Below are 1,897 nucleotides of genomic sequence, written 5' to 3' on the forward strand. Positions count from 1 at the left end.
CATTGGTAACAAGTTAAGCTTGTATGCCAGTTGTCAAGGGGAGTTCAGAAGATTTCTCAAAGAAAAATTGATTCTGACCTCGCTGTCGATCGGGGAAAGGCGCAACAATTAACTTAACATTGGGCTTTCGTTGAGATTTAACAATACCTAAATCTCGATTTTCTGGCGCTGCAAAATACTTTGGAGGGTCAGTTGCCTTACCTTGTTGGCGGGCTACATAAAAATGGTAAAGACCCCGGTAAATCATTTCTAATGAAATCGAATCTATTGGTAAAGAGAGTTGGTCAGCAACTGCATCACCTAAATCAACCAAGATTGCATAGAATATCCAAGTTCCCCAAATTTGAAGCTGAATTCCGTTGAGAGAACCAGTCCACAAATAACTTAATCCCAACAGCCTTTTTACGGTATTGAAAGCTTCTTCAATTCTCCAACGCCTGCGATATAAATCTGCCACGACGTAGGGTGGCAGCACTTGAGGCTCAAGTACGCTTGTCAAATAAGAATGCCAGGTTTTACCCGAACGAACTTCAATCAGACGTAAGGTAATAAATGGAGTTTTTGCTGTTCCCGATCCCAAACGTACTAAACTGTCTCTGAGGTCGTAACTTTTGGTAAATACTTGCTGTATTTGTATTGCTGCTCCTTTTTTTAAACGAGTAATTAAGTGAATATCTGCTTCAATTAATTTGAGCCAAAAGCTGAAATGATAAAATCCTCTATCCAATAAGAGTAAGGTATTTGCTGGCACTAATTGTCGGATTTTTTCTTCAAGCTTAACATCAGAAGCTCGGGGATTTTCTAAAAACCAAATCTCGATGGGAAGCCTGGTCATTAAATCTATGACTGTTGCCATTTTTCCTGCCAACTGCCCTTTGGGTATACCTTCGAGGCTTTTGAGTTTACAAAACAATGCTTCGAGTGTTGAGCTATCTACTATCCAAATTCGCGAAAATCTGGTCAAGGCAAATTGAATACTTTCTGGTAGAGGTCGTTGGTTTCTCTGGTACCAAGCAGTTTTTAAACTCGGCAATAAATTTTTGAAGACTCCCTCAAATAACGTGGCAGGAAAGCTTAAAAACCTTTGAGACATTGCTTGTTGAGTGACTGTCGTAGGTCGGCACCACAAAAAACCCGATCTTGCTAGCATTCTTGTGAGTTCTGTTACTCCAGCTACGTCTCGCCACAGCAAAGTTAATACTGCTGCTACCATCAACGGTAGGTTAAGAATTCTCCCTCGTAAACCTAGTTGACGGTAGTAATTTTCTTGTGAGGTGATGGCTGGTGTTAGTAATGCCGATAGTTGCGAGGCAATCGTCTCATCTTCCACCATCGGTCTTGCCGTTTTTTTGGCGTGGTCACGGTTGGTTTTTTGATTTTTGGCCATATTTATTGACCTACACAATCGCTCAATTATTTGTCAATTATATCGTTCGATCGTACCAACGCTCGCAATCGATCGTGTTCGCCCCGACGGTGCCGTGCACGGCTGTGGTGCAACTATTATCGAGCGTCCGCCATGATTATCGAGCGTCCGCCACCCAGATCGATCGCCCGCCATTATTTATCGATCGCCGTCATTATTTATCGATCGTCCGCCATGATTATCGAGCGTCCGCCACCCAGATCGATCGCCCGTCATTATTTATCGATCGCCCGTCATTATTTATCGATCGCCCGCCACCCAGATCGATCGTCCGCCACCCAGATCGATCGCAGTGCCACGCCAATCGAGCCAGCAACTTATTAATAATGATAATCGTGCTAGGCGTGTGAGAGTCCGCCTACAGCGGACTCTCACACCCTAACTCCTTATTTGATTATCATTATTACCCAATTATATTTATGCACAAAGGGGTATTGACAAAATCTACTCCTTTCTAACTTGTTACCAATG

General features: G+C 43.0%; 2 protein-coding genes. One reads left to right on the forward strand and one right to left on the reverse strand.

What is annotated here, in order from left to right:
- Positions 1 to 13 precede the first annotated feature (13 nt).
- Positions 14 to 1,333 (reverse strand): IS4 family transposase, encoded by a 1,320-nt coding sequence (locus tag QUA97_RS28140; protein WP_333197606.1) that lies wholly within the window; start codon positions 1,331 to 1,333, stop codon positions 14 to 16.
- An 84-nt stretch (positions 1,334 to 1,417) separates the two neighbouring features.
- Between QUA97_RS28140 and QUA97_RS28145 the strand changes: the two genes are divergently transcribed.
- Positions 1,418 to 1,750, forward strand: coding sequence for a hypothetical protein (locus QUA97_RS28145; protein ID WP_333197603.1), 333 nt, complete (start codon positions 1,418 to 1,420; stop codon positions 1,748 to 1,750).
- Positions 1,751 to 1,897: the final 147 nt, after the last annotated feature.

This window comes from Microcoleus sp. CZ3-B2 (genome assembly GCF_036705055.1).
In the GTDB taxonomy this organism is placed as follows: domain Bacteria; phylum Cyanobacteriota; class Cyanobacteriia; order Cyanobacteriales; family Microcoleaceae; genus Microcoleus.

Excerpts from the sequence above, each read along its gene's own strand:
- QUA97_RS28140 (WP_333197606.1), bottom strand. The coding sequence starts at position 1,333 with ATGGTGGAAGATGAGACGATTGCCTCGCAACTATCGGCATTACTAACA.